The organism is Romboutsia sp. 1001216sp1, from assembly GCF_039841805.1.
Taxonomy (GTDB): domain Bacteria; phylum Bacillota; class Clostridia; order Peptostreptococcales; family Peptostreptococcaceae; genus Romboutsia_C; species Romboutsia_C hominis.
In genome coordinates, this window is sequence record NZ_JBDPHA010000002.1 from 86,694 (window position 1) to 113,646 (window position 26,953).

General features: G+C 25.2%; 24 protein-coding genes. 16 read left to right on the forward strand and 8 right to left on the reverse strand.

Annotation, left to right across the window (positions count from 1 at the left end; all coding sequences use genetic code 11):
• Window positions 1-28: 28 nt before the first annotated feature.
• The 3 genes from aspD to ABHC41_RS03595 form a co-directional block, all read right to left on the reverse strand.
• Entirely contained in the window at window positions 29-1,654 is a 1,626-nt protein-coding gene (gene aspD, locus ABHC41_RS03585) for an aspartate 4-decarboxylase (protein ID WP_195238206.1), read from the reverse strand.
• An 829-nt stretch (window positions 1,655-2,483) separates the two neighbouring features.
• On the reverse strand, window positions 2,484-3,779 hold the full coding sequence (locus tag ABHC41_RS03590) for a DUF1002 domain-containing protein (protein WP_195238205.1): 1,296 nt from the start codon (window positions 3,777-3,779) through the stop codon (window positions 2,484-2,486).
• Between the two features lie 206 nt (window positions 3,780-3,985).
• Window positions 3,986-4,846, reverse strand: a complete 861-nt coding sequence (locus ABHC41_RS03595) for a CAP domain-containing protein (RefSeq protein ID WP_271893445.1) — start codon at window positions 4,844-4,846, stop codon at window positions 3,986-3,988.
• A 301-nt stretch (window positions 4,847-5,147) separates the two neighbouring features.
• Here ABHC41_RS03595 and ABHC41_RS03600 point away from each other — a divergent pair, with 301 nt between their 5' ends.
• Window positions 5,148-5,651 (forward strand): type I restriction enzyme HsdR N-terminal domain-containing protein, encoded by a 504-nt coding sequence (locus ABHC41_RS03600; protein WP_092925304.1) that lies wholly within the window; start codon window positions 5,148-5,150, stop codon window positions 5,649-5,651.
• A 697-nt stretch (window positions 5,652-6,348) separates the two neighbouring features.
• Entirely contained in the window at window positions 6,349-7,233 is an 885-nt protein-coding gene (locus ABHC41_RS03605; RefSeq protein WP_092925306.1) for a sigma-70 family RNA polymerase sigma factor, read from the forward strand.
• 176 nt (window positions 7,234-7,409) lie between these two features.
• On the opposite strand, the gene ABHC41_RS03610 is transcribed toward ABHC41_RS03605, so the two are convergent.
• The gene (locus ABHC41_RS03610) at window positions 7,410-7,826 is read right to left on the reverse strand and encodes a DUF3783 domain-containing protein (RefSeq protein ID WP_195238202.1); all 417 of its coding nucleotides are present in this window, start codon (window positions 7,824-7,826) and stop codon (window positions 7,410-7,412) included.
• A gap of 181 nt (window positions 7,827-8,007) precedes the next feature.
• Here ABHC41_RS03610 and ABHC41_RS03615 point away from each other — a divergent pair, with 181 nt between their 5' ends.
• From ABHC41_RS03615 to ABHC41_RS03630, 4 genes are all read left to right on the forward strand, one after another.
• Window positions 8,008-8,379: a GntR family transcriptional regulator gene (locus ABHC41_RS03615; protein ID WP_092925310.1), complete on the forward strand. Its 372-nt coding sequence runs from the start codon at window positions 8,008-8,010 to the stop codon at window positions 8,377-8,379.
• Window positions 8,380-9,255, forward strand: coding sequence for an ABC transporter ATP-binding protein (locus ABHC41_RS03620; RefSeq protein WP_092925312.1), 876 nt, complete (start codon window positions 8,380-8,382; stop codon window positions 9,253-9,255).
• Window positions 9,255-10,103, forward strand: coding sequence for a hypothetical protein (locus tag ABHC41_RS03625; RefSeq protein ID WP_195238201.1), 849 nt, complete (start codon window positions 9,255-9,257; stop codon window positions 10,101-10,103). The genes ABHC41_RS03620 and ABHC41_RS03625 overlap by 1 nt, the downstream gene beginning before the upstream one ends.
• 93 nt (window positions 10,104-10,196) lie before the next feature.
• Window positions 10,197-10,874: a DUF3298 and DUF4163 domain-containing protein gene (locus ABHC41_RS03630; RefSeq protein WP_195238200.1), complete on the forward strand. Its 678-nt coding sequence runs from the start codon at window positions 10,197-10,199 to the stop codon at window positions 10,872-10,874.
• Window positions 10,875-10,909: 35 nt separating this feature from the next.
• Here the strand turns inward: ABHC41_RS03630 and grpE are convergent, their stop codons facing one another.
• Window positions 10,910-11,494, reverse strand: coding sequence for a nucleotide exchange factor GrpE (gene grpE / locus ABHC41_RS03635; protein ID WP_195238199.1), 585 nt, complete (start codon window positions 11,492-11,494; stop codon window positions 10,910-10,912).
• A gap of 200 nt (window positions 11,495-11,694) precedes the next feature.
• On the opposite strand from grpE, the gene ABHC41_RS03640 reads away from it, so the two are divergent.
• The 3 genes from ABHC41_RS03640 (at window position 11,695) to ABHC41_RS03650 (ending at window position 14,811) form a co-directional block, all read left to right on the forward strand.
• Window positions 11,695-12,327: a cyclase family protein gene (locus tag ABHC41_RS03640; RefSeq protein ID WP_271893451.1), complete on the forward strand. Its 633-nt coding sequence runs from the start codon at window positions 11,695-11,697 to the stop codon at window positions 12,325-12,327.
• A gap of 76 nt (window positions 12,328-12,403) precedes the next feature.
• Window positions 12,404-13,333 (forward strand): LCP family protein, encoded by a 930-nt coding sequence (locus ABHC41_RS03645; RefSeq protein ID WP_166505593.1) that lies wholly within the window; start codon window positions 12,404-12,406, stop codon window positions 13,331-13,333.
• Between the two features lie 239 nt (window positions 13,334-13,572).
• A complete protein-coding gene (locus tag ABHC41_RS03650; protein WP_271893453.1) occupies window positions 13,573-14,811 on the forward strand; it encodes a chloride channel protein in 1,239 nt (412 codons plus the stop codon).
• A 289-nt stretch (window positions 14,812-15,100) separates the two neighbouring features.
• Here ABHC41_RS03650 and ABHC41_RS03655 read toward each other — a convergent pair whose 3' ends face one another.
• Together ABHC41_RS03655 and ABHC41_RS03660 are read right to left on the reverse strand one after the other, a co-directional pair.
• A complete protein-coding gene (locus tag ABHC41_RS03655; protein WP_166505590.1) occupies window positions 15,101-15,430 on the reverse strand; it encodes a hypothetical protein in 330 nt (109 codons plus the stop codon).
• A 108-nt stretch (window positions 15,431-15,538) separates the two neighbouring features.
• Window positions 15,539-16,030, reverse strand: a complete 492-nt coding sequence (locus tag ABHC41_RS03660) for a DUF308 domain-containing protein (RefSeq protein WP_092925328.1) — start codon at window positions 16,028-16,030, stop codon at window positions 15,539-15,541.
• Window positions 16,031-16,424: 394 nt separating this feature from the next.
• Between ABHC41_RS03660 and ABHC41_RS03665 the strand changes: the two genes are divergently transcribed.
• From ABHC41_RS03665 to ABHC41_RS03680, 4 genes are all read left to right on the forward strand, one after another.
• Window positions 16,425-17,543, forward strand: coding sequence for a 4-hydroxybutyrate dehydrogenase (locus ABHC41_RS03665; protein WP_166505588.1), 1,119 nt, complete (start codon window positions 16,425-16,427; stop codon window positions 17,541-17,543).
• Between the two features lie 112 nt (window positions 17,544-17,655).
• A complete protein-coding gene (locus ABHC41_RS03670) occupies window positions 17,656-18,381 on the forward strand; it encodes a TIGR02206 family membrane protein (protein ID WP_092925334.1) in 726 nt (241 codons plus the stop codon).
• 301 nt (window positions 18,382-18,682) lie between these two features.
• The gene (locus ABHC41_RS03675) at window positions 18,683-20,584 is read left to right on the forward strand and encodes an endonuclease MutS2 (RefSeq protein WP_166505587.1); all 1,902 of its coding nucleotides are present in this window, start codon (window positions 18,683-18,685) and stop codon (window positions 20,582-20,584) included.
• Window positions 20,585-20,756: 172 nt separating this feature from the next.
• Window positions 20,757-22,469, forward strand: coding sequence for a GGDEF domain-containing protein (locus ABHC41_RS03680; RefSeq protein ID WP_166505586.1), 1,713 nt, complete (start codon window positions 20,757-20,759; stop codon window positions 22,467-22,469).
• A 52-nt stretch (window positions 22,470-22,521) separates the two neighbouring features.
• On the opposite strand, the gene ABHC41_RS03685 is transcribed toward ABHC41_RS03680, so the two are convergent.
• Entirely contained in the window at window positions 22,522-23,364 is an 843-nt protein-coding gene (locus ABHC41_RS03685; protein ID WP_166505585.1) for a sulfurtransferase, read from the reverse strand.
• A 248-nt stretch (window positions 23,365-23,612) separates the two neighbouring features.
• On the opposite strand from ABHC41_RS03685, the gene ABHC41_RS03690 reads away from it, so the two are divergent.
• The 3 genes from ABHC41_RS03690 to msrA all read left to right on the forward strand — a co-directional run bounded on the left by ABHC41_RS03690 (window position 23,613) and on the right by msrA (window position 26,916).
• A complete protein-coding gene (locus ABHC41_RS03690) occupies window positions 23,613-24,806 on the forward strand; it encodes a pyridoxal phosphate-dependent aminotransferase (protein WP_092925342.1) in 1,194 nt (397 codons plus the stop codon).
• Between the two features lie 218 nt (window positions 24,807-25,024).
• A complete protein-coding gene (locus ABHC41_RS03695; protein ID WP_092925344.1) occupies window positions 25,025-25,840 on the forward strand; it encodes a CPBP family intramembrane glutamic endopeptidase in 816 nt (271 codons plus the stop codon).
• 122 nt (window positions 25,841-25,962) lie between these two features.
• On the forward strand, window positions 25,963-26,916 hold the full coding sequence (gene msrA, locus ABHC41_RS03700) for a peptide-methionine (S)-S-oxide reductase MsrA (protein ID WP_271893460.1): 954 nt from the start codon (window positions 25,963-25,965) through the stop codon (window positions 26,914-26,916).
• Window positions 26,917-26,953: the final 37 nt, after the last annotated feature.

Genomic DNA, 26,953 nt, shown 5'->3' on the forward strand with positions numbered 1-26,953 from the left:
TAATAAATTAAGATTACTCTTTTTGTTTTTAGGCTTTTTTATATTCATTAAAGTAGTTATCTAGTACTTTTTTAAGAGAGTGACCTATTTCAGAATAGGCATCATCAAATAGATTAGCAAGTGATATTCTTATAGACCACTTAGGTCCAGCAAATCCACCTCCACCTAGTAAAACTATTGATGATTCCTCTGCTAAATCAAATAATATATCCACAGGATTGTAATTAATCTCTAAGTAATAAGAAAAATCTTCTCCATAGTAGTCTTTAGCTAAATCTAATACATCAAATTGAGTATAGTATGATGCATCATTTTTATCAAATTCTAAATCCATACCAAGACTATCAAATAATAACTTTTTACGAGTTCTACATATGTCTATTGTAAGGTTTTTGTATGAATCGTCATTATCCATAAGAGATACTAATGATAAAAATGCCATTTGAACTTGTTGCGGAGTAGAAAGACCAGCAGTATGGTTTAGTGCAACTTGTCTACTATCTGCGACTAATCTATCTATAAATGGCACTTTTTCTGGATTAGTATTCATATCAGCATATCTTTTATTAGTTCTTTTTCTTATAGAGTATGGAAGTTCATTTATAAGTTTATCAAATACATTGTTGTGATGCAGTGCTAAAGTACCTAATCTCCAACCTGTTACACCAAAATATTTAGAATATGAATAAGCACCTATTGTATTGTATGGTAATTCCGACATTAAAGACTTAAATCCATGGACAAAAGTTCCATAAACATCATCAGATATAATCATTAAATCAGGATTATAATTTTTAACTATATTTACTATTTTACTAGTACTTTCAGGAGATATAGCCATTGATGGTGGATTACTAGGATTTACAACAAATAGAGCTTTTATATCTTTATCACAAAGCTTTTCAAGTTCTTTATCAGTGCATTGCCATGTATGTTTTCCATCAGGCGTTTTCTCATCTGCATTTATATATACAACATCAAATTCATATCTTGGTAGATGAGGTATTTCTAAATATGGAGTAAATACTGGTGTCATTATAGCTATTTTATCTCCTTTTAAAAGTAGATTATTAGCTATTAATGAGTCAAATACATAACACATTGCAGCAGTAGCACCCTCAACAGCAAAAATGTCAAAATCTCCACCTTTTAAAGTATCGTATTTAAGCTCTTTAGTTAAATAAGCCTTAACTATTTTTTCTATATGAATAAGCATTCTATCTGGAAATGGGTAGTTATCCCCAATTATTGCATCAGTTATTTCATGTAAAAAATCATCAGAATTAAATCCTAATTCGTATACGCAAAACTCAACCATTTTACGTAGAAAATCTACTTCTGGAAGATTAGGGTTATTATCTAGATATGTAAAAAATCTTTTAGATATATCTTTTTTTCTTGGCATACCAGATAAAGGTCCATTATTCCAAGTGTGTTTACTTTCTTCAATAGCAAAATGCCCAAAAGTGAAAAATGCGTTACGAGGAGCATGTGCTATCCAGTTAGGATTACCTCTTCCCGCATCAAGTAATGTACGTGTACTTTTCTTAGAAGGATTAGTTGCTAATTCTAAAAGTTTGTTTTTAAATTCAAATGGACTGATTTTTCCATAGATGTTTTCTAGTTCTTGTCTCTTAATATTAATCGGTTCCATGATAGTATCTCCTTAATTTAATTATATGACATTTATCTCTTTTTTATAGCACATTAGAAATTATAATCATTTTAAAGTTTAGATTAGATAAAATCTTTGTACATGCACTTTTAGAAAGTTTTCATTTATAAAATATAAAATTTTAAAAAAGGCTTTCTTATTTAAGATAATTATAATAAAATTGCTTTAAAAAGACAATATAATACATATAAACTGCTTAAAATATAAATAAAAAGTATGTATATACTAAAAATATTAAAGTTTATAAATGGTTTTATTAATATAATATCTTATTTAATTAATTAATATAACTAAATAAATGAAATGCGAAAAATCTGAAAAGTCATAAAATTGTCTAAATTGTTGACTAAGTTAAATAAATAATTATAATAAGAAGTTAAGTGTTATAGGAGCTATAAGTTTAGCAAATATTATAAATACTATTATAACTAGTATTATATCTAGAAAAAGAGAAATAGGTATACTTTAAGCTATAGGCATGAGTGATAAATAATTACTTAAAATGCTAAAGTTAGAAGGGTCATTTTACACATTTATTACTCTAATTTTATCATTTAGTGTAGGGATTGTTATTGGATATATAGTATATAAAGTTATGAAAAATAGTGGGGTGTACTATGTAGTTTATAAATTCCTGTAATAGCAATGTTTTAGTTCATTTATAGGAAAATTTATAAATAAGTTATTTAACAAAGAGTCATTAATAGATAGAGTAAGATATAGTGAATAGAAGAATAAATTATAATACAAAAAAGGTATCAGATTCTAATCTGATACCTTTTAATTTATAGACATTTTTTAATTAATTTTACTGTGCAGGGGGTATCTCTGCGTTTGAACTATCATTTTGGTTTGTATTTTGTGATGGCATTTCAGTAGAGTTATTCTCACTATTTGTAGTATCTTGTGAATTATTATTTTCTTCATTTGATACTGGTATATCTTTACCTTCATTAGTAGTATTTTCTACATTTGAACTGCCATCATTTGTAGTTGTTGTATTATTTGGCGTTGATTCTTTAGTTGGAGCTTTTTCATCAGATGTAAATAATCCTGTAAGCCAGTTCCATACTTTAGCAAAGAATCCTTCAACTTCTTCACTAGATGGTAAATTAACAGCTTTATCATCTGTAGCATTTATAGTAGCATTTTCACCTAACATTTGGTCATTAGTATTTTCAAGTATACCTAGATCCTTATTTTGATCTTTACTGAATAAATTACCAAACCAATCTCCAATACCTTCAAACCATCCTTTTATAGTATCAAGTATTCCAGAGTTTTGTATACTTTCACCAAGATCTTTTAAGTTATTTTCAACAACATTAGATACATTTTCTAAAGTATCTTTCATGTCATTGTAATTGTAGTCTTGGCTAGCTATCTTTGACATTAAAGATTCTATTTGTTTAAATTGCTCATCAGATAGATTAACATTATAGTTATTAGTTATATTGTTTATAGTATCAGCAATTTGAACTGTATCCTTAGTGTTATTTTTTATGATTTCTGTTTTTATATCATTTATAACACCAGTAGCTTTATCCTGACCTATTGAATCACCTAAATCACCAGTTGTAACTAACTCTTCTGTAGCTAATTCCTTTTTTTCTTCTGAAAGTGACTTACCTGTAGCATCCTCAAATGCCTTCATAACACCTGTTAATGCACCAGTACCAGATACAGGGAATGGAGCTGCTGCTATTACGTTAGCATTTTCTATTCCTGCAGTAGATAAAGTAGTGGCTATCATTGCACTAGTTACCCAAGTTAAGTTTGCAGTTTTAACATTTATTCCATTTCCTTTTTTAGTTGGCTCAACATAAGAACAAGACATAGTAACTTTACCTAATTGTTCTTCAGTTGCAACTCCTTGTAAGTATTCTCTTTCTTCCTTGTTGTTAACTTCTATTATAACTGCCTGATTTTCATTAACACCAAAGTATTTTAACATTTGTTCTCTTTGAGAAGGGTTTAAGTTAGCACCTAGTGTAACAACACGTGAACCATCAGCAAATGCTACTCCTAAGTTTGCTATTGTTAAGCAAAGTGCAAGAGACAAACCTATAGCCTTTTTCTTAAAATTCTTAAATCCTTTATTCATAAATTTCATTCCTTTCAACTTTTAAAGTTAACCATAATACATTTCCAATATAGTATACTATAAACTATTTTTAGTATAAAGTGGATTACAAGATTGTAATAAAATCTTAATAAATAGTATGATTTCTGTTTGATAAAAATTTAGTATATAAATTAAGCAAAATAAAAAGGTAGTCATTTTTTATGACTACCTTTTTATTTGATTTATTATTTTCCGATAAACATTTGTGTCCAGTAAAGTTGTCCATTACTAGCTTTGGCAATACCAACACCTATATGAGTAAAGTTAGGACTTAATATATTTTTTCTGTGGCCATCTGAGTTCATCCATGAATTCATAACATCTTGTGGATCTTTTTGTCCCATAGCGATGTTTTCTCCAGCAGCTTTGTAGCTTATACCAAATTGCTTCATCATATCAAATGGAGAACCGTAAGTTGGTGAATTATGATCAAAATATCCTCTATTTATCATATCTTGTGATTTTTTAGTAGCAACATTTGATAATGAGCTATCAAGTGTAAGTGGAGCTAAACCTCTTTTACTTCTTTCAGCATTTACTATATTTACAATTTCTCTTTGATAAGATGAGAAATTACCACTTTGAGCAGTTGAGTTGTCAGGAGTAGAAGGTTTATTATCTACATTAGTGTTATTGCTAGGAGTAGAAGGTTTATTATCTACATTAGTGTTATTATTAGGAGTAGAAGGTTTATTATCTACATTAGTACTATTGTTAGGAGTAGAAGGTTTATTATCTACATTAGTATTATTGTTAGAAGTAGAAGGTTTTTTACATGCTTCAGAATTTTTATCAGGATTTAAAGCTGTTACAGAGTTATTTTTTAAATCAAATGAAAATTTAGGTACATTTGCTTTTATAGGACATAGTACGTCTAATGGAAGTTTAAAGTCAACTCCATTTATACATACATATATAGATTTTTTCTCACAATTAGATTTAATAGTATCTTTAGATAAAGCATTAACTGGGATCATTGAAGATGCAGTTGTAACACTTATTACACCTAAAGCTAATAAAGTTTTTATCTTTTTATTTAATTTCATAAAATAATACACCTCTTTGATTGAATATTTTTAAAATGTTACTGATTTGTAACCTTTAGATTAGGGGGGATCCCCTCGTGAATAATAATAACATACAAAATAACAAAAAATATACTGTAAAGATATGTAAATGATTATCTAAAAATGTCGAAATATAGATAAAATCTTGAAGGAAAGACATTATAAATTTATAATGTAAGTGAAATTTTAGCTATTAAAGATTGAAAAATAAACAAATGTGGTATACTATAAAAAGGTAAAGTTTTACTATAAAAGCTTTAATAAGAAAGGAGATATTAACATGTCAAAACAATTAGTAAAAGAAAGAGTTATAAAATATTTAATGGAAGATTTATTAGTTCCACATGATATGATAGATACAGATGTACCTTTAGCTGAATTTGAAGAAGGAGCAGAAGGAACATTAGATATAGTAGTTAACGTTAAAGATGAAGAAGATTACTATGCACCAGTTATGATAGTAACTTGTATGGATGAAGATATAGAACTAGAAGGTGAAGTAGTTCAAAAGCAAATAGATTTCTTAGAAGATGTTGACAATATGACTATGGCAGGAAGATTAGTATTAACTAATGGAGATTCTATGATGTATGCTGATTGGACTGGAGAAGAGTATGATACAGAAGCTTCACTTCCAACATATGAACAAATGGTTAAAGAATTCTTTGAAATGGAAGAAATAGCTAAAAAACATGAAGAGGCTCATAATCACGAAGGATGCGGTTGTTCTCATGAAGAAGGTCATGAATGTGGCTGTGGAGATGATTGTGGTTGCAAACACTAATAAACATACATATATAAGTACAAAAAATCCTCTTACTTAAGAGGATTTTTTATTACAAATATATTAAGCTAATAAAACTAAAAACTTATTAAATAAAACTCTTTAAGTAAGTAGAATGTATATTTGCTTGACTAGATTTTTTAATGATGGTATTATTAAATAGTTAAAAAATAACTATAAAACCGCAAGTGTTGGGGCAAACGCTAAGGATTTATTAATAGGGGACTTATTAAAGTCGTTCGGGAAAAAAAGATTGCTATAAAGCAGTCTTTTTTTTCTTTTTGAAATAAATTTTTTATAATAATTATTTAACTTTACTTTGAATAAGAACTAAAGCTTTACTTAATTTAAAATCATATATACATTTTAGATAGCTTAGTAATTTATTTGATATATTCAAAAAAATTAAAAAAAAATAAAAAAAAGAAGGAAATTTGGTAAGTAAGAGAGAATAGTAGAATAATAAATCTATTGACTAAAAGATATAAACATGTCTTTTATCAAATATAATTAAAGGAGGATTCTTTTAAAGTACATGGATAAAATTATATATTAAATTATTTAAAGAATTATAATTTTTTATGTGCTATAAAAGTATCTTAAAAGGAATTTTTTAATATTAGTAATCATATTATAAAATTAGGTAAAGGTAATTTAATATATTAATTACTGAACTATATGCAAAAGGGGTTAGATTATGGGGGCTAAAACTGAAAACACTTACGAAAATTATATTTATTCAGACTCATCAGGTGGATCAAATGCAATGAAAATGTACTTAAAGGAAATAGAGGAGTACAAAATGCTATCTGCAGGTGAAGAAGTAGAACTTGCTAAGGAAATAACTAACTCTTCATTAGAAGCTAAGGAAAAATTTATTAATGCAAATTACAGATTAGTTGTTAGTATAGCAAAAAAATATAGAAAAGAAAATGTAGATATGCTAGACCTAATTCAAGCTGGAAATATTGGTTTAATTAAAGCTGTTGAAAAATATGACTATACAAAGGGATATAAATTTAGTACTTATGCTACTTGGTGGATCAAGCAAAGTATAACAAGGTACATAGATGACTGTGAAAATACTATTAGAATACCGGTACATCTTCATCAAAGAATAAATTTTGTAAAAAGAAAAAAGCAAGAACTTGCAAACATATTACAAAGAGATCCAAAAATTGAAGAATTGGCAGAAATATGTGAGTTAGAAGTAGAAAAAGTGATAGATATACTAAAAAGGGATAAAAATGTAGTATCATTAGATACACCTATAAAAGAAGATGAAGATAGTAGTTTAGTTGAATTTATACCATCGGATGCTAATTTTGGTGATGTAGTTATGCATGAGGTTGAAAAAAATAACCTAAGAGAAAAGATAGAAGAACTATTAACAGGTCTTACTGAACAAGAACAAAGGGTACTTAGAATGAGATTTGGTCTTGATGATGATATCCCAAAAACTTTAGAAGAAATAGGTAAAGTTTTTGGTGTAACTAGAGAAAGAATTAGACAAATCGAAGCTAAGGCCATAAGAAAGTTAAGACACCCAAGTAGAATTAAACAACTGAAATATTTTTATTAGTATAAGTAGGAGATACCTCCTACTTATTTTTTTAGATAATATATAACTTAAATAAATAACAAAGGTCTATATTTTCTTTTATAATCAAAGTTAGTTTACTTACTTAAATCATAGCACAAAATAATCAATAAAACATCTAAATATTGATAATATTTAGGAAAAAATGCAGATATAAATTAGTGATTTAAAGTATTGCCACTATTTATTGCATTTCTTTCATTAATTAAATTGTTTATTAAAGTATTTAATGACCAGGAAATATTGTCTTCTGTAACTACAGCCATTAAAGGTCTATTTATTTTAAATTTTCTTAAGTTATCAGAAAATCCACTTATCTTAGTATGTGCTATATTATTAAATATAACAGCCCTTTGATTTATACCTTGGACACAAGTGTCATCTATATTACCTTTTATTATGTCCTCTATTTTAGAGTTTGCATTATCTTTATTTAAAGTGCAAACATCTTTTATTCCTAATAATTTTAATATGTTTTTAATCATTAAAGTATCTTTTGCATTAAAGTTATAAACTATAACAAAACTTCTCTCATTATTTGTAGTGCATAAGCTGTTTATTCTTTTAAAACTCATAAAATCCTCCTATATTTTAATTATAGTAATTATTATTACCCATTGTCATTAACATTTAAATATATTTTAAAAATAATTATCAAATAATAAAATTAACTTGCTATTTAGTATAAAATGTATTACCATTTTTAAAAAATAGGTTAGTTACTATATTAACTAACCATTTAGGTAAGGAGGTTGCATGAAGCTTACACTAAATGAAGAAGAACCAATATTTATTCAAATAGCAAAAGCTATAGAAGATGAAATACTAATAGATGAAATAAAAGAACATGAACAAATACCATCAACTACTGAAATATCAAAGCTTTATAAAATCAACCCAGCAACAGTATTAAAGGGGATAAATACGTTGGTAGATAAAGATGTAGTTTATAAAAAACGAGGAATTGGTATGTTTGTAAATGAGGGTGCTAAAGAAATTATAAGAAATTTTAGAAAAGAAAACTTTAAGAATATCTTTATAAGGGAATTATTGATAGAAGCTAAAAAACTTCAAATAGAAAAACAAGAATTAATAGATATGATTAAATGTTACAAAGAGGTGGAGTAAATGAATATAGGGGTTAAAGTAGAGAATTTAAGTTATAGTTTCAAAAATCAAAAAATATTAGACGATATAAATATAGATTTTCATGAAAATAAAATATATGGTCTTTTAGGTAAAAATGGGGCAGGGAAAACTACACTTTTAAATATAATAACTAATCAACTATTATCAAAAGAGGGTAAAATATATATAAAGGGGGTAGAGGCAAGAAAAAATCCAAGTATATTAGAAAATATATGTATAGTTAGAGAAAAAGAATATTTAAATGAAGATGCCAAGATAAAAGACATATTTGATATATATTTTTATTTTTACAAAAACTACGATAAAAAACTTCAACATAAGCTTTGTAAAAAATTTAATATAGATACAAAAAAGAGGTACAAAAATCTGTCAAGAGGATTAAAAACATTAGTATTTAATATAATCGGAATATGTTCTAATGCCGATATAGTAATATTTGATGAACCAACTATAGGCCTTGATGCATTAAATAGAGTAGAGTTTTATGATTTATTACTAGATAATTATATAAATTACCCTAAAACTATAATAATAGCAACACATTTAATAGATGAAGTTGAAAATCTATTGGAAGAGGTAGTAATAATAAATAATAAAAAAGTAGTTTTTAATGATAGTATAGAAAATTTAAAGGAGAACTCAGTATATATTAGTGGAAACAAAGAAGATCTAAATAAGTTAGACATAGTTAAAAATAAAAAGCCTATTAAAACCTTTAGAAATAATGAAACTTATGCATATTATGAAAAGTTAAGTAAAGAGGAATTAAACAAAATTAAAGAGTTAAGTTTAGATATAGAGGCAATGAGCCTTCAGGATATGTTTATAAGTATTTCTAAAGAGGAGATAAAATAATGAAAGAATTAAAACCATACTTAAAGATGTTAAATAAAAATACATATATATATATACTTATTCTTTTACTATTAATTATTAGCATAGATGGAATGAATTTAATAGGTGTCATATATACTAAAAATTATACAATAGAAGAGAATTTTCTAATATTTAAAAGTGAAATTTATTATATATTAGGACTTATGATGTTTGTATATTCAGTTTGTATTTCACAAAAGGACTTTAGTATTGCTATAAGTATAAAAGGTGATAGAAAAAGTTATTTAAAAAGTATGATTTTATATATCCTTTGCTTGTGCTTTGTATCTACTATAATTGGTGTTGGTGTAGAGTTTCTACAAAAGATTATATTAGAAGGAATTAGTGGATATGAGGTATCAATATATAATAGGTCTATATTTTGGGAGGTAAGCGAGGTATTAAATAAAATACATGAAAATATAACAGGATCTAAGTTGTTTACAAAACTATCATTTGTAATTCAAGATGACACATTATTATCTATATTAGATATGATTATAAATACATTTATAAACAATTTTATATTTAGCGCTCTAGGTCTTTTTATAGGAGCATTAGTTTATAGGCTAAAAAAAATAACCACTGTATTTTTATTTTCAGGAATACCTTTACTCTATGTTATATATTTGTTAGTAGAGTTTTCTAAAGATAAATATGATTTTGTAGAAAAGTATATATGGACTTATTGGTCAAATTTAGGTCATATAATATCTACTTGTCAAAATATATTCATAAAAGTATTAATAGCAACAATATTTATAATTGGTGCTATATTATTACTAATAAAAGCACCGATAAAAGAATATGCTCATGATTTAATATAGAATTTTAACACCAATTTAAATTAAATTAATATTATACAAATACATAAAGTCATATATATAAGTATATAGATGTTAATTTAAAGAGGTGATTAAATGGAAAATTGCTTGTATATATCTAAAATTAATATAAGTAGGGATAGTGAATTTTTTATATATGATATAAATTATCCTATTATAAAACTTAAAGAAGAATGTATTTGTCAAGAAAAATTTGACTTATATATAATAAACGAAATAAACAATAAGATATATAAAGATGTATTAGATTTTAAAAATAATACAAAACTAGAGGCGAAAGAGTATAAGAAACTGTATGATACTAAGATAAGTAAAGAATGTAAGGAATGTGTAAAGTATAAATATGAAGTATATATTAACTACGAAGCAACTTATGATAGAAATAGAATAATAAGTATACCTATGACTAAATATAAATTTAGTGGTGGAGCACATGGAATGACTTACTTAGAAAGCTACAATTATGATTTATTAACAGGTAAAATTTTAAAGCTTAAAGATTTATTTGGAGAAGGTATAGATTATAAAAAGCTTATAAATGATTTTATAAGAGAAGAAATTATGAAAGAACCTGAAAAATATTTTAAAGATGATTATGGATTTAAAGGTATAAGTGAAGATCAAAGTTTTTATATAGATGAAGATGGAATAGTTATATATTTCCCACTTTATGAAATATCACCATATTATGTAGGTATACCAAAGTTTAAATTGAAATTTAAAGATTATAAAAAATACTTAAAGTACAAATAAAAAATCTAGCCTAATTTAGGGCTAGATTTTTTATATTAATCTCTGCATTTTTTACACTCACATTTACAGTGACAATCATGATCATGATGATGATTATCGTCATCTGAATTTCTTCTACAATTTTCTCTAAAACAGTCTACTGTATCATCAAAAGCATCTTCTAAATCTTCTATTAAGTCTGCTATATCATCTTGATCATCTAAAGCTTTTAAAACATTTTTTATACCTTTAACTTGATTAGGTATAGCTTCATCATTAAATTCGTCTACAACATCACCTAAATTATCTATTATATCCATTAAGCAGTTAGTCAATTTATCAAGCTGACATTTTGCGTTAGCTACATCATCTCTTAATGCTAATAAATTAACATTATCAAAATTATCTAAGGCATTTTCTAAGTTATCTATAGCTTCTTCATTTTTATTATCTATTTGATCTATCAAGTTGTTAGTTCTTCTTATTTCATCTTGGCAAACCTTTGGTCTAGAACCTCCTCCATTATTACATCCGCAAATATGGTTTGGATTTGTCCAATGATGATTGCAATTATTATTCGTGCAATTACAATTACATCTATTATTACAGTTATTACATCTATTAAATTTTTTACAAATCATAATCAAAACACCAACCTTTTAAATTTAGTAAGAGTAAACCCCTTTAATCTTATATATGAAATAAAAGAAAATTTTGTGCTAAAAATTAAATTATTATGTAAAAAAATATACAAAAATAAAACATGTACTTTATGGTAAATGTATGTGCTATAATCATATTAATTATATTGAGGAAAATATAAAATTAGGAGTGAATAGATATGAAGGTATATGATTTAACTCAAAAATTACATGATGATATGTTAGTATATTCGAAAGGAACATGTCCAAATATAAAAAAAGTAGCAAATATAGAGAAGGATGGATATGAAGAAACTTTAATAAGTATGTATTCTCATAATGGAACTCATATAGATGCACCTAAGCATATGAATAGCAAGGGAAAAAGTTTAGATGAGATGGAAATAAATAATTTCCTAGGAAATGCTTTGCTTATAGATGTAAATAATATGAAAAAAATAGAACTAGATTATATTAAAAATTTTGAAAAGGATATATTAGAAAGTGATTTTATAATATTTAAATCAGGATGGAGTAAATATTTTAATAAAGATTTATATTATAAAAACTATCCTACACTAACTAAAGAGTGTGCAATTTATTTAGCAAATACATCTATAAAAGGTATAGGGATAGACATGCTATCAGTAGATACTTATGAATCAAATGATTTTGAAATTCACACTATACTATTTGAAAAAAGTAAAGTAATAGTAGAAAATTTAACTAATTTAGAAAGTTTACCAGAAAAATTTCTATTTATAGCTGCACCTTTAAAATATGATAATGCAGATGGTTCACAGGTAAGAGCTATAGGTATAGTTAATTATTAAAAAATAAGAAGTATTATAACTATAAAGTAAATCAAAAAAGTGAAAAATCAAAGGAAAATTAAAAGGATGTGAAAAATTGAAGATCTTTAAGAAAAGAAGTATATTGGTAGCATTAATAATAATCATAATACCAATATTATTATTAGTAGGGCTAATAAATAAATCACAAAATAATAAAAAAATAACTATAAAGCCACAAAATATAGAAGAAGATATTAAAAGTAATAAGAATATAAATATAGCATTATTTGGATTAGATAGAAGAAAAGATAATGAACCAGCTCGTTCTGATTCTATTATAATAGCAAGTATTGATTTAAAAAACAAAGAAGTTAATTTAGTATCGCTTTTAAGAGATACCTTAGTAGATATAAAAGGTCACAAAAAAGATAAATTAAATCATGCTTATGCATATGGAGGTGCAAAACTTGCACTTGATACTATAAATAAAAACTTTGATTTAGATATAGATAAGTACTTGGCCGTGGATTTTTATAGCCTAGCTAAGGTTATAGATATTATAGGTGGAGTTGATATAGATTTAAAAGATTATGAAGTTGAAGAGATAAATAAAAATCTAGTAGAATTAAATAAAATAGAAGAACTAGATAAAAAAGCTGATTACATAAAAGGAAGTGGAATTAAGACTTTAAATGGTCGCCAAGCTGTAGCCTATTCTCGAATAAGAAAAAAAGGTAATGGAGATTATGAAAGAACTGAAAGACAAAGAAATGTGTTAAAAGGACTTTTAAAAAAGTATGAAGAAAAAGAAAAGGATGAGCAATTTGAAATGGCTATGGCAATTATAGGAAAAGTTAGTACTAATATACCTATAAATGATATTAAAAAGCTTAAAAGTATTATTAATGAAAATATAAACTTCAAAGTAAGTCAGAATATGATTCCTTATGAGGGTAGCTTTAAGAGTACTACTTATAAAGGAATGTGGTGTATAGAAGCTAATATGGAGGATAATATAAAAGCTTTACATGAATATATTAAGTAAAAAGACCCTACGTCTGAAAAATTGACGTAGGGTTTTTTATAAATATATATTATATACTTACAATTAGCATAAATATTGGAATATAAATAAAAAATAACATACCGGTTAACATATAAGAAGATTTAGGGGTTAGACAAAAATAGTTAGATTATATAAAATATAAAAATAAGAAGTAAGATATAAAACAAAGTGTATTCTTATTATATATCTTAAAATTTACAACAAAGGAAGAAAAACAAATGAAAAGATTTTTAAGTTTGTGTGTTGCTGGAAGTTATAGCATCTTAATAGGAGCGTGTGTTGGAGCTATCACATGGTTATTTTTAACTTTAATATTTAGTGGAATAAACTTGATATGGTATGACTTTATATTTAAGATTAATAATAACTACTTAGTTTTATTTGTATGTATTTTAGGTGGCATTATGGTAGGATTATGTCAAAAATATTTTGGGAAATATCCAAAAACAATGTCAATTGTTTTAAAGGAGTTTAAAGAAACCAAAAGAGTTGAGTATAAATCGTTGCATAAGTCAATAATATCAGCATTGATTATTCTTTGGTTTGGAGCGAGTCTTGGGCCAGAGGCAGCATTAAGTGGAATTGTAGGAGGATTAGTTACTTTATCCGGTGATTTACTTAAATATGGATTTAAAAGAAAAGAAATTGAAAATGATCTAAATGAAATTTTAATTGAATCAAGTATAGAATCAACTATAGGTATCATATTTGCTGCTCCATTATATGGTTTTTATAGTTTAATAAGTAATAAAGATAAAATAAAAAAAGCTAAGACAATAGTATATGTATTAACTATATCCTCAGGTTTTTATGTATTTGATTTATTATCAAAACTTGATAATCGAGCATCATTTATAACAAGATTTTCAAAGGCTAATATAGGCAAAAGGGAACTATTATTTTTTATACCTCTTTTAATAGTAGGATTGCTTTTAACATTGTATTATAAAAAAATGGGAAGTGTATTAAATAAGATACTAAAACCTTTAGATGATTATAAAGTAATAAAAGCAGTTTTAGGAGGGGGATTATTAGCAATATTAGGTATAAAAATACCTTATATATTTTTCTCTGGAGAACATGAGTTAAAAGATATAATATTAAATTGGAAAAGTCTAGGATTAGCATGGCTTCTTATAATATGCTTTTTCAAGCTTTTAGCAACAGAGTTATGTATTTCAACAGGATGGATTGGAGGGCATCTTTTCCCTATAATGTTTTCTGGAATTACTATGGGGTTTGCTATCTCGATTATATTTGGAGTAGACCCAGTATTCTCAGCATGCGTAGTTGCTACTACTTTTTTAAGTGCGATAATGGAAAATTATATTGTAGCAATATTTTTACTTGTGTTATTTTTCCCAATAAATCTTGCTATTTTTATAATAATATCGGCAATATTAGGTGTTGAACTTATAAAAAAGTACAATTCAACACAAAATAATTTATTGAACTAATGACATAATGAAAGAATTATTAATGTAAATTAATATGTGTATAGTTTATTTAATTAAATATTTTATACATAATCTTATTTATAAATATATATAAAGGACAGAATAATTTTAAAAATTAAACTGTCCTTTTTTATATATTTGTAATTTGAATATCTAAAATAATTTAATTTAAAGTTTTAAAATATAATACACTTTGAATAGGATTTTTACTTATAAAAATGGTTCATCAAGAAGGCAAAAATAATTAAATAACTTAGTGTCTTAAAGTGTATATAAATTTTACACTATTTTAAGATTTATTTATGTAGCTTTTAGGATTTAAAGGATAACTTACTACTTTTAGTTCATAATGATTTTTTTCTCTATTATCTTTTTTAAAGTGAATTTCAGAAATTTCCATACCATTATAATTTTCATCCAATGCAGATATAAATTTACTCAAAAAGTTAGTTAAAGAATTAGTATCATTAACTAGACTTTTATCAAATGATAGAGCATCTATATTAAAAACTGACATGTTAGAATGATGCACAAAATGTTTATTAAACATGCAGTTACTACAAGTAGAAAAATTATCACAATTTATAACAGATTTAAAAGAGCATAGTAGTTTATCCACAAGCATCCCTCCTTTATATATATTTAGTTTATCATTTTAATTAAAACTCATACATAATAATATTTTTATACAAAAAAAGCTAGTCAATTGACTAGCTTTTAGTAATTACTATAATTTAAAACCTAAGTATATCTCAAATATAGCAGATATTATAAAATAAATTCCTATTATAAATGGAGTATAAAGTAATATCTGTATAGGATTTATAAATATTAATAAACCTAATATTACAAGACATATATTGTATAAAGTATTTGCATTAAACCCAAAAGTTTTTCTTTTAAATGATATTATAAATAGGTAAAGTCCTCTTACAAGTGCCCATATACCATATACAAATATTAATGAACTTGTAGTAGATATAGGGAATAACCATAATATAAGACCAAATAATACGTTTATAATACCACTAAAAATATAGTGAGATTTGTCTGTTGACTTAAATGCTCTAATTAATGTAAATATACCTGATACAATTAACATTATTCCAGCAATAGTTGTGAAATTAAAGTATGATTGTATTGGATTAGTAAAGAATAATACACCAATTATTCCAAGTAATATACCTTCTATAATAAGAAGAGCTTCAAGTTTTTTCATAAAGTACACCATCCTCTTATAGTATTATTCTTTTATTAAATTATTATAAATAATTATTTATACTTAATAAAAAAATTATACTTATATTGTTTGGGCTTTATATATATGGATCCATAGTTATAATATAAAAGTCCTTTTTTATATTATAACACAGAAAATTGTAAATATTTGTAAATGTAATATTCTAAATAATTAGAATTGTTATTAATGTAAATTTTTAAATTTAAAAATGATTGAAAGGACCTCTTTTATATAAATATTTAAGTTATATTATGGATTTTATCCTTAATTATATATATAATTAAAGATAAAATTAGGGAAAAGTTTTAAGTGGGAGTAATATATGATGGAAATTAAAAATGATTAGATTAATAATACATAAGGAGAAAATTATATGAAACAATTAAAACTATTAACAGAAATTCATTCTTTCGAAAACTTCAAAGAGTTTGTGGATGAATTTAAATTAGAAAAGAAGGATTTAATATTAACTCGTAGTTCTATATATAATGGATTTATAAAGGATTTAAACTTAGATTGTAATTTGGTTTTGCAAAATGAATATGGCAATGGAGAACCAAATGATGAAATGATAAATGGCATAATAAAAGATATAAAAGATTTAGATTATAAAAGAGTTATAGCTATAGGTGGTGGAACTGTTATAGATATAGCTAAATTGCTAATATTTAAAGATGTTGATGATTGTGTAGACTTATTTGAAAGAAAAGTAGAACTTGTAAAAGAAAAAGAACTTATAATAATACCAACAACTTGTGGAACTGGAAGTGAAGTTACAAATATATCTATAGCAGAAATAAAATCTAAAAACACTAAGCTAGGTTTAGCATGTGATGAATTAATTCCAGATTATGCAGTTTTAATACCAGAATTAATGAAGAACTTGCCTTTTAATGTATTTATGTCGAGTTCAGTAGATGCATTAATACATGCTATAGAATCTTTTGTTTCACCAAAATCAAATTCATTTACAGAGTTATTTGCTATAAAAGCAATTGAGATAATCATTAAAGGATACAAAGAAATTGTTGAAAATGGAAAAGAGTATAGAAAAAATTTATTAAAAGAATTTTTATTGGCTAGTAACTATGCAGGAATAGCATTTGGTAATACTGGAGTGGGAGCAGTTCATGCTATGAGTTACCCATTAGGTGGAGTTTATCATGTTCCTCATGGAGAGGCTAACTACCATATGTTTACAGAAGTATTTAAGCTTTATAATGAAAAAAATCCAAATGGAAAGATAAAAGAAGTAAATAAGGTATTAGCTCAAACCTTAGGATTAGATGATGAAAAAAATGTTTATTTTGAAATAGAAAAATTATTGAATAATTTATTAACTAAAAAACCACTTAGAGAATTTGGAATGAAGGAAGAAGAAATAAGTATATTTGCTCAAAGTGTTATAAATACACAACAAAGACTATTACAAAACAATTATGTAAAGATAAGTGAAGAAGAAATGAAAAACATATATATTAAATTATATTAATCAAAATATAATTAAAAGTCTCCTAAAAATAATTGGACTAATTTAATATTTGCAAAAAAGCTTATAGCAATTTATAATATTGAAGGTATACAATCAAATTAAGGAGACATACATGGGTAAATTTTATTATTTTTTTAGGACATCTACAGAACAAAATAATTTTGTTAACTTTGGAATTATACACATAATATTATTATTGATAGCTTTTTTTGGTAGTTTACTTATTATAAAATCAAAAAAGGAAAGTAGATTATTTGAAGTTTTTACTGGTAGTATATTATTAGTTCAACAATTAACATTATATCTTTGGTACTTTGTTGGAAACTATAATTTTATCAGAGAAGGTCTACCATTATTTCATTGTAGGATAGCAATACTTATGTTGGCAATAGGATTGATTTTTAAGAAAGATTTCATTTGCAAAATGGGATCTTATTGGGGAATGTTTGGTTCAATATCAGCATTAATATTTTTAGGGCTAGATCCTTTTTCATTCCCTCATATAACTCAATTCTCATATTTTATAGGTCATATACTATTACTTTGGGGGTCTGTTTATTTACTATTTGTAAAGAAAATAGGTATGAGTAAAGATGATTTTAAGAAAATACTTATTACAACAAATTTATATCATATAGTAATATTTTTTGTTGATAGAACGATAAATGCTAACTATGCATATATGAAATCATCACCTATTGGTATAGGCAATAATTTAAACCCATTTTTATATGGATTTATAGTTATGATGATTTTTAATATAGTTTTAAGTATAGAATATATAATTATAAATAAAAAAGAAGATAGCTCTGTAGAAGAATTTTATGAGGTTGCATAAATATTTTAAACAAAAGTACTGGGAATTAAAAATTTCCAGTACTTTTTTATTAATAAAATAGTATTTGATTTAATTAAATAATGTTTTAATATAAAAACATTATAAATGATTATGATATATTGAAAGTACCTTATTTATATGAGATAATAAAATGTATTAAGGAAGGAGAGGATTTTTTTGAAAAAAAATAAATATTTTGAGAGTGTGTGTGAGCTTCTTGATAAATAAGGAGCAATAATAAAAGTCCTTATTTATCAAGAAGCCTTTTAAGAATAAAAGCTGATAAATAAAGGAGATAAAAATGAACACACAAACATATGAAAAATTACAATTAAACGAAGTTAAAGAGTTAGTTAAAATATATTGCGTAAGCTCACTTGGAAAAGAACTTATAGATAAATTAATGCCAAGTAGTAGCTATAAAGTAGTTAAAAGAAGGTTAAATGAAAATAATGAAGCTAGAAAAATAATAGAAAATAGCAATCATATACCTTTAGAAGGACTTTTTAATATAATGCCGATTATAGAAAAAGTAGAAAAAGGAATGATACTAGAGCCTACAGAACTTATACGTATTGAAGATTTTTTAAGAGGATGTAAAAAGATAAAATCTTTTATGATAGATAAAGAATTTTATTCCCCTGCATTAAGTTCTTATGCACTTAATATAACAGAGTGTAAAAGTATAGAGGAAGAAATTAAGTATTGTATAAAAGGAAATAAAGTAGATTCTAATGCTAGTAAAGAATTAAAAAAAATTAGAAGAAATATTGAAGTTGCTGAAGGAAAAATAAGAGAAAGATTAAACAAGTTTTTAACAGCATCAGGAAACAAAAAATATATACAAGAATTTATAATAAGTAAAAGAGATGAAAGGTATGTAATACCTATTAAAGCATCATATAAAAATGAGGTAGATGGTGTAGTATTAGATACATCATCAAAAGGAAATACAGTTTTTGTAGAACCTAATAGTGTCTCAAAATTTAGTATAGAGCTTATAACTTTAAAATCAGAAGAATCTATAGAAGAATACAAGGTACTTTCTTATTTAACAGACCTTATTTATGAAAAAATACAAAATATAAAAATAAATATAGAAATAATTGCAGAATATGATATGGTATTTGCAAAAGCTAAATATAGCGATTCTATAAAAGGAATAACACCTAAACTAAATAACTATGGATATATAAATATAATAAATGGAAAACATCCACTACTTAAAGGTGATGTGGTTCCTCTTAATTTTGTAATAGGTAAGGATTATAGAAGTTTAGTTATAACAGGACCTAATGCAGGAGGGAAAACTGTAGCTTTAAAAACAGTTGGAATTTTAACTCTTATGACTCAATGTGGATTTGATATATGTGCAGATAAAAATACTGAAATAAGCGTATTTGAGAAGATATTTGTTGATATAGGAGATAATCAAAGCATAGAGAATTCTTTAAGTACATTTTCATCTCACATACAAAATATAGCAAATATTATAAATGCGTCAAATAAGTCAACATTAGTATTATTTGATGAAATTGGGTCAGGAACTGAGCCTAATGAAGGTGCGGGTCTTGCAATATCAATACTTGAAGAGTTATATAAAATGGGATCTATAATTGTAGCATCAACTCATTATGCAGAGATTAAACATTTTGCAACAATGCATCCAGAGTTTGAAAATGCAGGAATGATGTTTGATAAAAATACATTAGAACCATTATATAAACTTACTATAGGTAAATCAGAGGATAGTAATGCTTTATTTATATCAAAGAAAATGGGTATAAGAAATAAAGTACTAAGTAGAGCGAAAAGATATATAGAAAGTAAGAATTACAACCTTGACTTAGTAGATAGAAATAAAATTAATAAAACAGAAGAAGCATTAGAAGTATTAAAAGGTATACCTAATTATGAAATGGGAGATAGAGTAAAATTACTAGATGAAGATGAATTTGCTATAGTATATGAAGGTGTAGATAAGTTTAACAACGTCAAGGTATTGTATAATGAAGAGATAATAGATGTAAATATAAAAAGAATTAGCTTAAATCTAAAAGCTATTGATTTATACCCTAGAGATTATGATTTAAATTCTTTATTTGTAAGTTACAAGGAAAGAAAATTAGAGAAAGATATAAAAAGAGGCTCTAAAAAAGCTTTAAAGAAGATACAAAAAGATATAAAAAATAATAGGTTATAACAAAAACTCTCTAGAAATAGGGAGTTTTTTATTATAAAAGTAACTATGAAGATAGTTTGATATATAAAGAATAATTAAATAAAAATGTAAAATATGACAAAATTTAAAAATATGATAAAATATAAACTGTAAGAAGTTTAGGAATATCTATACAAAAAAGAAAGGATATATTTTGGGGGGAGTAAAAATAAGAAAAATAATATATATAATCATAGCTATTGCTACATGTATATCATTATCATATGGGGCACATAAACAAAATATAAAAAATGAGATTATGCAAATAGAAAGTAAAATTAAAAAAAATACATATGATAAACAATATAATAAAGCAATAGATATCTTAAAAAATGAATTTTCAAAAATAAAGCCTAAAGATTACAACATAGTATGTGAATATATAATTCAAATGACTGATTATATTAGAAATACAGAAAGAGGATTAAAAGAAGTTATAAACATACTAACTACAATGGAACAAAGTAAGCATTTATCAATAAATTCTAAATTTATAGTATCCAGTAAACTTCAAAGTGCGTATTTACTAGAACAAAACTATGCAAAAGCATCTAGATATATATTAAACACGCTAATATTATCTAAAAAAATGAATGATAAATTTAATGAAGCTAAATGCTTAGTAGATCTAGGTGTATTGTTTTCGGAGATAGAAGGTGAAAGCACCGGAATAAAGAGTATAAAAGATGGACTTGATATAAAAATTAATGATGAATATAAAAATAAATTTATACAAGTGTATGGAAATTTAAACATAGCTGAAATATATTTAAAAAACAATGAGTATAGTAATGCAAAAAAATACATAGAAGAGGTAGAAAAATATAGTAATTATATAGATGTAAATGAATATTATGATTTAAATATATTGATATATACTATAAAATCTTCAATTTATTTATCAGAAAATAATTCAAAACAAGCAAAGATATATTTAGATAAATCTAAAGAACTGTTAAATAATGAAAAGTTAATGGTGGGAAATAGAAAAACTATATATCAACTTGCTACGGGTAAATATTATGAGGCTATTGGAGATATTGATAGTGCTGTATATACATATAAAGAAGTACTTAAAGAAGATGAATATGAAAAAAATAGAGAACAGGACATAAGGTATGCCTTAACAAGATTAATAAAATTATTAGAAGAACAAAAAAAATATAATGAAGCGAATTTATATACAGATAAGTTACTTGAGGTAATAAAAGAATCTGAAGACAATAAATACAAAGATTATTCATATTATATAATAGAACAAGCTAGTAAAGAGTACAAGTTAGAGAAGGAAAATAATATGATAAAGTTTCTATTTATAATAATACTATTTGGAAGTATTATATTTGTCGTAATACATAGGTATAATAAAAATAGGTTAATAAGTATGAAACATTTAACATTACAAGATAAACTGACAAATACATACAATAGAGCTTATTTTGATAGTAAATATGAGGAGCTATTGGATAAAAATATAAAATTCTCTATAGTAATGATAGATATAGATAATTTTAAATATATAAATGATACTTATGGGCATCAATTTGGAGATGAAGTTTTAAAAGTTATAACTAATACCATAAAAAAATTATTGCAAGAACACACTTATTTATGTAGGTATGGTGGAGAAGAATTTGTAATAATATCCTGTTATAAAATAAAAGAAGAAGTATTACTTTTAGCTGAAATGATTAGGTCTTCAGTAGAAGGTATAAGTTGGAGCAAGGATATAAAAACAACTGTAAGTATAGGAGTGGCTTTTTCAAATATACATTATGAAAATACCTTAAAAAAATCAGATGAAAATATGTATAAAGCTAAAAATACAGGAAAAAATAAAGTTGTTGTGGATAACGATAAGAAATAATAATTTAAATTAAAAAGCATGTTAGTTGATATTACCTAACATGCTTTTTAATTTATTCGCTTAAAGTACTAACTTCATTTTCATCATAACTTATCCAGTCACTAAAACTTCCAGGATATACTTTATGGCATATACCAACTTCACTAAGAGCTAAACTATTAGGACAAGCTGTTATACCAGAACCACAATAAACTATAATTTCCTTATAATCATTTAACTTTTCAAAGTGTCTTTTTAAATCATCTAAACATTTTAAGTTTATAAACTCATTGTCCTTATTTAATACATCCATCCAAAAATAGTTCTTGGCACTAGGTATATGTCCAGCTTTTTTATCTACTGGCTCAAATTCACCTAAGTATCTTTTATATTCTCTGGAATCTATGATAGCAATATCCTTATTATATAATCTCTCTTTTACATAATTCATATCAACTCTCATATTATTGTTTACAGTAGCTTTAAAGTTACCTATTTTAGTTTTTGGTATTTCATTAGTAATTTCTCCACCAATGCTTTTAAATTCATTTATACCTCCGTTTAAAACATAAACTTTATCATGACCTAGATACTTTAATATCCACCATAATCTAGAAGGCCCTGCTAAATCACCCTCATCATATGCTACAACTATAGAATTATTATCTATCCCTATACTTTTAAAGGTATTTACTAGGTCATCTACACTAGGAAGAGGATGTCTACCACCATGGATTTTAACCTCACTAGATAGCTGATTTTCTATATCAACTCTTACTGCATTTTTTATATGGCTCTCATTGTAGCTTTTTTTACCGTATTCTTTGTCCATTAAGTCAAACCTACAATCTACTATAACTAAGTCTTTATTATCCATATTTTCTTTTAACCAATTAGGGCTAACTAAATTTGTCATAAATATTCCTCCTAGTACTAATATAAAATTATTAAGTTAAATACTACACTTACATTTATAAATATATACATATAGACAATAAAATTCAATATATTACTAAATTTACTTAATATATTGAAAATAATTACTTTTGGGTAAATATGTAAAAACATTAAAAAAAAATTATATTTATGTTAGAATATAGATGAAACGTTAATTAGATATCAAAAATAAAATAACTGACAATGAATCATTAGGAGGCAAACGTTATGAATATTTCTTCAAGAATAAAATCAGTACCAGCTTCTACTATAATGGAATTATTAACTTATTCAGCAGAAGCCAAGAAAAAAGGAAAAAAGGTTTATCATCTTAATATAGGTCAACCCGATATAATAACACCTAAAAGTTTCTTTGAAGCTATTTCAAGTAACAAAGAAGATGTATTAGAGTATGCTTTATCAGAAGGGTTAGACGAACTTAGAGAAGCTATAAAAAGATACTATAATGAATATAATATAGATTTTGAAAAGGAAGATATACTTATATTAAATGGTGGTAGTGAAGCATTATTTTTCTGCATGATAGCTTTATGTAATGAAGGAGACAATATATTAATACCAGAACCATTTTACTCAAACTACAATAGTTTTGCAAATTCAGTAGGTGTTGAGATCAAGCCAATAACTACACTTGCAGAAAATGGTTTCCACTTACCTAAAAAGGAAGAAATAGTAGAAAAGATAGACTCAAAAACTCGTGCTATATTATTCTCAAACCCAGGCAATCCAACAGGAGTAGTTTACTCTAAGGAAGAAATAAAAATGATTAGTGATATAGCTAAAGAACATGATTTATGGATAATAGCAGACGAAGTTTATAGAGAGTTTGTATATGATGGAGAATATACTAGTTTAGGAAGTGTTAAAGAAGTAGAAGATAGAGTTATAATAGTTGACAGTGTATCTAAAAGATATAGTGCTTGTGGAGCTAGAATAGGATCACTAGCATCTAAAAATAAAGAATTTATGGCACAAATATTAAAATTATGTCAAGCTAGGCTATCAGTACCTACTTTAGAGCAAATAGGAGCTGTAGAACTTTATAAAACTGATAAATCTTATCTACAAGATGTGAATAAAGAATATAAGGAAAGAAGAGACGTATTATATAATGAACTTGTAAAAGTACCTGGAGTTATATGTAAAAAACCAACTGGTGCATTTTATATAGTTGCTAAATTACCAGTTAAAAGTGCTGATGATTTTGTAAAATGGTTATTGAAAGATTTTGATATAGATGGAGAAACAGTTATGCCTTGTCCTGCTGAAGGATTTTATGCAACAGAAGGTCTTGGAAAAGATGAGATAAGACTTGCATATATATTAAATAAAGAAGATTTAGCTAAGGCATCTAAAATTTTAAAAGAAGGATTAGAAGCATATTTAGAACTTGATAAATAAATAAATAAAAAGGGTTTATATAGATTAATATATAAGCTCTTTTTTATTTAAAATAAAGTTATACATTTAAATTTAGGTAAGTAGCTTGTATATAAACAATAGTAATATTTTATTTTAAGTTAATGATAAATAATATTAATTTAAAATTGATATCTAATGATATAATATAAAGGGAAGTATTAAAATGTAAAAATCATATATGAACTAGGAGACATTTTATGAGGAGAAAGAGTGATATAAAAATAATAGATTTTATATTAATACAAGTAATATCATTTTTAATAGTACTAACCTTTAATTATAAGTATATAGGTATTCTTATGAATCTATCTATATATGATGATAGAAATAAGGTATTTATTATTTGTACTCAGGTAATATCTATAATAATTTTATTATTATATTTAGGGATATCAATAGATGATATAAAAAAATCTTACATAGATTTCAAAGAAAAATTAGACATAAAAGAAATAATAGGACGATATATAAACTCCATTATGTTAAGCTTAGGAGTTACATTGCTATTAATATCTATAGCTATGTTAACTTATAAACCATATGAAAATAGCTTATTAACATCATCAGGTGATCCAATATATACAGGAAATATTATTATAATGATAGTAAGTGTAGCAATAATAGGACCAATATTAGAAGAAATAATATTTAGGAAAGTATTATTTATCAGTATATCTAAAAAATATAATTATAAAATTGGTATATTAATATCATCTATTTTATTCGGAATAGGTCATAGCATAGATAAATCTATACTTGCAAGTTTGTTTGGAGGGGTGCTTTGTATATTATATATAAAATATGAAAATATCTTAATTCCAATTTTTTTACATATTATAAATAACTCAATGTCTATAGTTTTAAAGTTACCACAAGAATCTAAGATAAATAAAAATATAGATATGACTACATCAACAATACATATGTACTTGATTTTAGGATTGGTCATAACGACACTTTCTGTATACTACTACATAAGATTTATAAATCTAAATAAAAAATATATTAAATAATAATAGTGCTAATATATATGAAGATTATAAAATATCTTTAGAAAAAGACTATATAAAAAGGAGATTATCTAATGTAGAAAAAGGGAATAAATAACGTATACATTTTATAAGGAGTGATAAGTTTGATAAAAAAGGCAACTTTTGCAGGTGGATGTTTTTGGTGTATGGTAAAACCTTTTGATAAATATGATGGAGTACTTAAAGTTGTATCAGGATATACTGGAGGACACACGAAAAATCCTACATATGAAGAAGTTTGTAGTGATAAAACAGGCCACATAGAGGCTATAGAAGTTACTTATGATGATGAAGTAATAAGTTATGATGAACTTTTAGATATATATTGGAAACAAATAGACCCAACAGATAGTTATGGTCAATTTAATGATAGAGGAGAAAAATATAAAACTGTAATATTTTATCATGATAAAGAGCAAAAAGAGATTGCTACTAGATCAAAGAAAAAACTAGAAAATAGTAAGGTATTTGATTCTGAAATAGTTACAGAGATAAGAGAAGCTACTAAATTTTACGAAGCGGAAGACTATCATCAAGATTATTATAAGAAAAATCCAAATCATTACTATATGTATTATGTAGGATCAGGTAGATATAAGTTTATAAAGGAAAATTGGGATAAAAATAATTTTAATAGAGAAGAACTAAAAAAGAAACTAACTCCAATTCAATTTGAAGTAACACAAAATGATAAGACTGAACCTGCATTTAAAAATAAGTATTTTGATAATAAAGAAGAAGGTATATATGTAGATATAGTAAGTGATGAAGTTTTATTTTCATCAAAAGATAAATTTGATTCAGGATGTGGATGGCCAAGTTTTACAAAGCCAGTAAATAAAAATTCTATAATGGAAAAAAGTGATTTTTCTCATGGTATGTTCAGAACAGAAGTTAGAAGTAGCAAGGCCAATTCTCACTTAGGTCATGTATTTGATGATGGCCCTAAAGAAAAAGGTGGTCTTAGATACTGCATAAATTCAGCATCCTTAAACTTTATACCTAAAGAGAAAATGAAAGAAGAAGGATATGAAGACTATTTAAGCTTGTTTGAATAAGAGTCTTAGGTAATAAGGATTTTAAATTACAACAAAA

Bases quoted from the DNA above. Each gene is read 5' to 3' on its own strand.
- aspD (WP_195238206.1), bottom strand. From the start codon at position 1,654: ATGGAACCGATTAATATTAAGAGACAAGAACTAGAAAACATCTATGGA.
- ABHC41_RS03590 (WP_195238205.1), bottom strand. From the start codon at position 3,779: ATGAATAAAGGATTTAAGAATTTTAAGAAAAAGGCTATAGGTTTGTCT.
- ABHC41_RS03595 (WP_271893445.1), bottom strand. From the start codon at position 4,846: ATGAAATTAAATAAAAAGATAAAAACTTTATTAGCTTTAGGTGTAATA.
- ABHC41_RS03600 (WP_092925304.1), top strand. From the start codon at position 5,148: ATGTCAAAACAATTAGTAAAAGAAAGAGTTATAAAATATTTAATGGAA.
- ABHC41_RS03605 (WP_092925306.1), top strand. From the start codon at position 6,349: ATGGGGGCTAAAACTGAAAACACTTACGAAAATTATATTTATTCAGAC.
- ABHC41_RS03610 (WP_195238202.1), bottom strand. From the start codon at position 7,826: ATGAGTTTTAAAAGAATAAACAGCTTATGCACTACAAATAATGAGAGA.
- ABHC41_RS03615 (WP_092925310.1), top strand. From the start codon at position 8,008: ATGAAGCTTACACTAAATGAAGAAGAACCAATATTTATTCAAATAGCA.
- ABHC41_RS03620 (WP_092925312.1), top strand. From the start codon at position 8,380: ATGAATATAGGGGTTAAAGTAGAGAATTTAAGTTATAGTTTCAAAAAT.
- ABHC41_RS03625 (WP_195238201.1), top strand. From the start codon at position 9,255: ATGAAAGAATTAAAACCATACTTAAAGATGTTAAATAAAAATACATAT.
- ABHC41_RS03630 (WP_195238200.1), top strand. From the start codon at position 10,197: ATGGAAAATTGCTTGTATATATCTAAAATTAATATAAGTAGGGATAGT.
- grpE (WP_195238199.1), bottom strand. From the start codon at position 11,494: ATGATTTGTAAAAAATTTAATAGATGTAATAACTGTAATAATAGATGT.
- ABHC41_RS03640 (WP_271893451.1), top strand. From the start codon at position 11,695: ATGAAGGTATATGATTTAACTCAAAAATTACATGATGATATGTTAGTA.
- ABHC41_RS03650 (WP_271893453.1), top strand. From the start codon at position 13,573: ATGAAAAGATTTTTAAGTTTGTGTGTTGCTGGAAGTTATAGCATCTTA.
- ABHC41_RS03660 (WP_092925328.1), bottom strand. From the start codon at position 16,030: ATGAAAAAACTTGAAGCTCTTCTTATTATAGAAGGTATATTACTTGGA.
- ABHC41_RS03665 (WP_166505588.1), top strand. From the start codon at position 16,425: ATGAAACAATTAAAACTATTAACAGAAATTCATTCTTTCGAAAACTTC.
- ABHC41_RS03670 (WP_092925334.1), top strand. From the start codon at position 17,656: ATGGGTAAATTTTATTATTTTTTTAGGACATCTACAGAACAAAATAAT.
- ABHC41_RS03675 (WP_166505587.1), top strand. From the start codon at position 18,683: ATGAACACACAAACATATGAAAAATTACAATTAAACGAAGTTAAAGAG.
- ABHC41_RS03685 (WP_166505585.1), bottom strand. From the start codon at position 23,364: ATGACAAATTTAGTTAGCCCTAATTGGTTAAAAGAAAATATGGATAAT.
- ABHC41_RS03690 (WP_092925342.1), top strand. From the start codon at position 23,613: ATGAATATTTCTTCAAGAATAAAATCAGTACCAGCTTCTACTATAATG.
- ABHC41_RS03695 (WP_092925344.1), top strand. From the start codon at position 25,025: ATGAGGAGAAAGAGTGATATAAAAATAATAGATTTTATATTAATACAA.